General features: G+C 58.0%; 7 protein-coding genes. 2 read left to right on the forward strand and 5 right to left on the reverse strand.

Annotated elements, in window-relative coordinates:
• Nucleotides 1–128 precede the first annotated feature (128 nt).
• Nucleotides 129–236, reverse strand: a complete 108-nt coding sequence (locus ACEWE8_RS25775) for a DUF2514 family protein (RefSeq protein WP_371926631.1) — start codon at nucleotides 234–236, stop codon at nucleotides 129–131.
• 81 nt (nucleotides 237–317) lie between these two features.
• On the opposite strand from ACEWE8_RS25775, the gene ACEWE8_RS25780 reads away from it, so the two are divergent.
• Nucleotides 318–1,088 carry a hypothetical protein gene (locus ACEWE8_RS25780; RefSeq protein WP_046786687.1) on the forward strand — a complete coding sequence of 257 codons (771 nt, stop codon included), beginning with the start codon at nucleotides 318–320 and terminating at the stop codon, nucleotides 1,086–1,088.
• An 83-nt stretch (nucleotides 1,089–1,171) separates the two neighbouring features.
• On the opposite strand, the gene ACEWE8_RS25785 is transcribed toward ACEWE8_RS25780, so the two are convergent.
• The 4 genes from ACEWE8_RS25785 to ACEWE8_RS25800 all read right to left on the reverse strand — a co-directional run bounded on the left by ACEWE8_RS25785 (nucleotide 1,172) and on the right by ACEWE8_RS25800 (nucleotide 4,026).
• A complete protein-coding gene (locus tag ACEWE8_RS25785) occupies nucleotides 1,172–1,630 on the reverse strand; it encodes a DUF1353 domain-containing protein (protein ID WP_052750448.1) in 459 nt (152 codons plus the stop codon).
• On the reverse strand, nucleotides 1,627–2,157 hold the full coding sequence (locus tag ACEWE8_RS25790) for a hypothetical protein (protein WP_223255131.1): 531 nt from the start codon (nucleotides 2,155–2,157) through the stop codon (nucleotides 1,627–1,629). The genes ACEWE8_RS25785 and ACEWE8_RS25790 overlap by 4 nt, the downstream gene beginning before the upstream one ends.
• 616 nt (nucleotides 2,158–2,773) lie before the next feature.
• On the reverse strand, nucleotides 2,774–3,289 hold the full coding sequence (locus ACEWE8_RS25795) for a DUF4376 domain-containing protein (protein ID WP_218580315.1): 516 nt from the start codon (nucleotides 3,287–3,289) through the stop codon (nucleotides 2,774–2,776).
• Nucleotides 3,290–3,756: 467 nt separating this feature from the next.
• Nucleotides 3,757–4,026 (reverse strand): transposase, encoded by a 270-nt coding sequence (locus ACEWE8_RS25800; protein ID WP_046786685.1) that lies wholly within the window; start codon nucleotides 4,024–4,026, stop codon nucleotides 3,757–3,759.
• A gap of 21 nt (nucleotides 4,027–4,047) precedes the next feature.
• Between ACEWE8_RS25800 and ACEWE8_RS25805 the strand changes: the two genes are divergently transcribed.
• Nucleotides 4,048–4,623 carry an HNH endonuclease signature motif containing protein gene (locus tag ACEWE8_RS25805; protein ID WP_046786684.1) on the forward strand — a complete coding sequence of 192 codons (576 nt, stop codon included), beginning with the start codon at nucleotides 4,048–4,050 and terminating at the stop codon, nucleotides 4,621–4,623.
• Nucleotides 4,624–4,684: the final 61 nt, after the last annotated feature.

Raw genomic sequence — 4,684 nt, forward strand, 5'->3', positions numbered from 1 at the left:
CAAGTCTTTGGCATCATGGTACTGCCGAATAGCATCAATCACCTGCTGGATAAGGGGCTCGTCGGCCTCTACCAATTCAATGAACGTGTCCTTGTCCACTGTCATGCTCCGCTCACGTGGTCAGACCATTATAGGTGCGCTTCGCACGCCAGCCCAGCTATTCGATTTCGCTCAAGCGCTGCTGCCAGTTCTCCCGCTCGAGCATCAGTCCGTGCGAGTTGGTCGGAGAGTACCATGGCCGCCTTTGGCTCTACCGCTCGCTTTAGATCAAGCAAATAGATGGCATATGGCCACTTTTAGCCGTCAAGGAAGAAATCGTGAAGAAGATTTTGCTCGCCGCTCTGCCGCTGCCTTTGTTGGCCTCTGTTGCCATAGCGCAGCCTTCGGAAGACGAAATCTTGCTCATGGCTGCTTCGCAGAAGGCTGTTGAGATCTATAGAGATTCAGGCGTAGCCGGAATGGGAGCAGCCGTTGATGACTGCTCGTCCGGGCTGAGCAGAGCCTCGGCAGCAGAGGATGTGGAGTTCTGTGTGGCGTTAAGTCTTGCCACGATGCACGTCGATGACATGACTACGAGAGCTCAAAGCATTCCTCGCGGCAATCAGTTCAAGGAAGGCTACGTATTCGCTCAGGCAGAAGAACTTCTCAAATTCTTTGCACCCACTGAACATCAAGGACAGCTAACACCTTATCTTCAAGAGCGAAGTGCCAAAATCGCAAACTATGTGGCGATCGCGGCAAATGCCCCACAGCCTGCCCAACACGCTCAACAGGAAACAGCAGATGCACAGGCGGTCGCAGAAGCGTTTGCCATATTCTGGCAATCCACTGACTGTAATGAGATGCGCTCCTTAAGCCAGTGGGACGAGTTGATTGCAGTGCTAAAAACCACCGATCAACAGCTTTGCGCCACTTTTGTCCAGATGCACCAGCAGGTGCAAGGCGTTCAGGTGACCAATGTCCAATCTCTACCTGGCGCAAGGGCCAGAGTGACAGCTACGCTGGCCCTACGACAGCAAAGCATGCAACAGCAGGACACTTTCGTTCTGGTAAACGGTAAGTGGCTGCTTGCCGGCAGAAACAATTGAGGAGGCCATCCTCCCCTTGAGCGGGTCGCTGGCTGCGCCCGCTCTCACAGCAACGCCACGGAATACGTGGCCTGTACTACGGTTTATTGCGGCTCCGCTCCCACAAGAGCACCACCGCCTGGCCAGCCTTTTCGTTCATCCTCTCCCATCAGATCCCAAGCCATATCCTCATCCTTCACCCCGCCCTTGCACGCCGCATAGCGCGACCCACCGCCGACCCGCAGACCGGCGTACATCAAGCCGGCCCGTCGCTTGTCTGCGCCCAGGGCGAGCAGCATCTCGTAGAACAGCGCATCGCACACGGCGCGGGGTAACTCGTTCTCGCAATAGTGCCAGTCATGGATGACTCCGGCCACGCGGTCCTCGATGTCCCGGAACAGCGGCTTTACGACCCAGGGCACCGAAGCGAGGTCGGTGATGAAGTATCGCGGCACCGTGTAGACGGTACCGTCGAGCGCCTGGTAACGGAAGTCGCTGGTCAGCACCCACTCGCCCCTGTCGTACGCTCGCAGCAGCAGCGGGTCGAGGAAGCGGCCATTCATCGCACGCCACCGCAGGTGACTTGGACACGATTCGGCGCGATCGAGGCGTTGACCAGGATGCGGTTGGCGGTGCGCACATCCGCTGGAGCCGCACAGTAAGCGTTGGCGGCGTAGCTCAGGGCCTGGACAGCGCAGCCCTGAAGCGCCAGGAGCATGCCGGCCAGCAGAATGGTTTTCTTCATACCAGCTCCTTCATCGCCTGGGCATACAGAGCATCCCAGGTCTGCCGGTGCGGCCTGCTGAACCTCAACCACCGCAGGCAGCGGCGCAGGATCGGTCCACAGCAGAAGCCGGGCGAACGCGGCAGCAAGCACATCGTCGTGCTCCAGCACGGCATAGACAGCGGCGTTGGTCACCGGCACGCCCCTGGCCTGGCATACGGAGCGCGCCAGGGCTTGGGTGATGGAGTGCTCGAGCACGCCACGGACACGGCCATCCTTTTCGAACTGCCAGAGGCCTTGGGCCGGGCCGCCGATCTGCCGACGATGGATCAGCCGGCTTTCCTGTAGCCCGCTGCTTAGCAGCATCTGCTCAGCGCGCCAACCCGACATTTTCGCAGGCAGCAGTTTGAGCGCCGGGGCAATTGCCGAGGCGCGATCCGCGGATTTGTTGCGGCATGGGTTTCTCCAGGCGAAAAAAAGAAACCCGCGACATGGCGGGGTTTTGGGCGGTTGAGATATGAATTTAAAGGGGACGCCATCCTGGGGCGACCAATGAGGGGTCTAGCGACCAGGTGATGAAGCAGCCTGCTATTAGCAGCGCTGCGAGTGCGAACACTATAAGTCGAGACATTCTCATTCCTTGAGCGAGGGTTCCAACCATGGCGGCGGTCAATATAACACTAGGATCCAGCCGCACCCATCGCCTAACACTATGGTCGTCTGAATAGATCCTCGACCTTGTTTCAGCTAGGATTCGCCCCACGTTCTCCATGCGAAAACAAGGGCGCTGGAGAAAATAGAAACCCCGGTGATTGCGAACCACCGGGGTTTTGCTTTTTGGCGCGCGACTGCTACTATCTGCGTAGCGTTCTCTTTTGTCCCCATCAGAGAAAGTAGAAGCCCTGGTGATCACAGTTCGCCGGGGCTTCGTCTTTTCAGGGAGCGGGCGACAAAGGCGGTTGGGGATGGTTACGTCAGGCTGTTACGGCCATCCTTGCTCCAGCATCTCGACGGTGATCGAGCCGTCAGCCACGGCACTCAGCAACTCGGCCTCCCGATTAAAGCAGGCCTGCACGTGTGCGCGCACTGCGGTGGCCAGCGCGATGACCTGATCGCCCGTCAGCTCAACGAAGCCTGACGCCGTCTTCCACTTGATGCGGTAGTCAGGATCAAGCGAGGCAGCGAATGCAACATCGGTCAGCAGAGACTGGCTGTCGCGCTCGGTGTTGACCGCCAGGCCCTTGACGACTGCGCCACCGGTTTCTGCCAAGAAGCGGCGCGCAGCAATCAAAGCTGGCCAGGCCGGCGCCGTTACTGGCTCAGGCTCCGGCGCGACCGGCAGAACCTCCCAGCCCTGTCCCGTCCAGCGAGCGACCTCGGTACCGGTCAGCTCTGGCGGTACCTTCGGAATGCTACGGACAGGAAGCGGGCCTGATTCATCAGCGCTGACCGCCCGAACGAAAATTCCATTCACATCCCACAGGTAAAAATCATGCAAGCTCCTTCGCTTTGATGAATGCAATGGTGCCAATGGCGGAAGTGAGGGTGGGGACGGCGAACTGAGTAGCCGTGTCGTAAGTGAAAATCGGCACACTGCGCCGCAATGCCCCAGATGTACCGCCTGCAATGAAAGTTTCAGCAGACGAGGCGGCCAAGCTACTTGGAACCGGGGCGGGTGAGCCAGAGCTCTCGAAGTTGAGGCCGTTGTCGGAGCTTCGATACGCCCCTATCGCCCATGTCCCGTTTCGGTCAGTAGCTACCTTTCCGGTCGGTCCGGCTGCAATCTGCGACAATAGAGTATCGCCGTTATTACTTTGGCGGTAGGCCATCGAAGCTGACGCAATTACCCACAATCCCTCATCATCAGTAGTAATTGATGTGTTGTATTGGTTAAAAGGTATTGGTATCGATCGTGTCCCGGGAAGTGGTGTAACTCATCATGGCTCTGGCCACTGAGTTCGCCGTTTATTTGATCACGGCCGACAGCTTGGCTTGAGGATTATCGCTGACCGCCTCGAAAGCCTCCAATTGCATGTAGCGTCTTTGCAGGCACCACTCGTCGTTCTGTTCCAACAGCATCGCCCCAACCAGCCGCGTGATGGCCGGATCGTTGGGGAAAATCCCCACAATATCGGTGCGGCGCTTGATTTCGGCGTTCAGGCGTTCGAGCGCGTTGGTGCTGTGCAACTGCTGTCGATGCGCTTTGGGAAAACGCCATGTGCGCCAGCACTTCATCCTCGCAGCCGTCCATGAGCGTTGCGATCTTGGGGTACTTTTCGCGCAGTTGATCAGCGACCAAGTGCCATTGAGGCAGAGGATGAGCTTTTACGCCTGCTCTACCCCAGCACAACTAACAAAGAACTCTGCGTCCTGCTGCCAGGCCGCACGGAAACGGCCATTACGCTGCGAGCGGCCGGGTTCGGTATCACGAAGACAAGAGAGCACCGATCAGCAATATCAAGACAGACATTCCTTGCGACCTGCGAAGCCCAGGGCATACAGCCTGGCCAGCAACCTAGGCCGATAGGGGCAACCCACAGGAAGGGTCGATACATCCTGATCAAAGTTGCCCAGCCAGACGTTTGGAAGCCTCTGCATACACACGTATGGGAGCAAGCGAACGGGCCGGTCCCCGAAGGGATGATTGTCGTCGCCAAGGACGGAAACGTGAGGAACACGGAGCTGGATAACCTGTGCCTGAGAACATTCTCAGAAAACCAGCTGCGCCGTAACAAGCACTACAAGGACCTGCCGGAGGAGATCGTTGACATCCTCTACCTGCAGAACGAACTGAAGAAAGAGATCAAGAGGAAGACCAGGAATGAAAAATAAGCTCAGCGACCTGCGTGACCATCTTTTCGCCCAGCTCGAGGCGGTCCGCGAAGCCAGTGAC

Source organism: Pseudomonas sp. TR47, from assembly GCF_044143025.1.
GTDB lineage: Bacteria > Pseudomonadota > Gammaproteobacteria > Pseudomonadales > Pseudomonadaceae > Aquipseudomonas > Aquipseudomonas putida_E.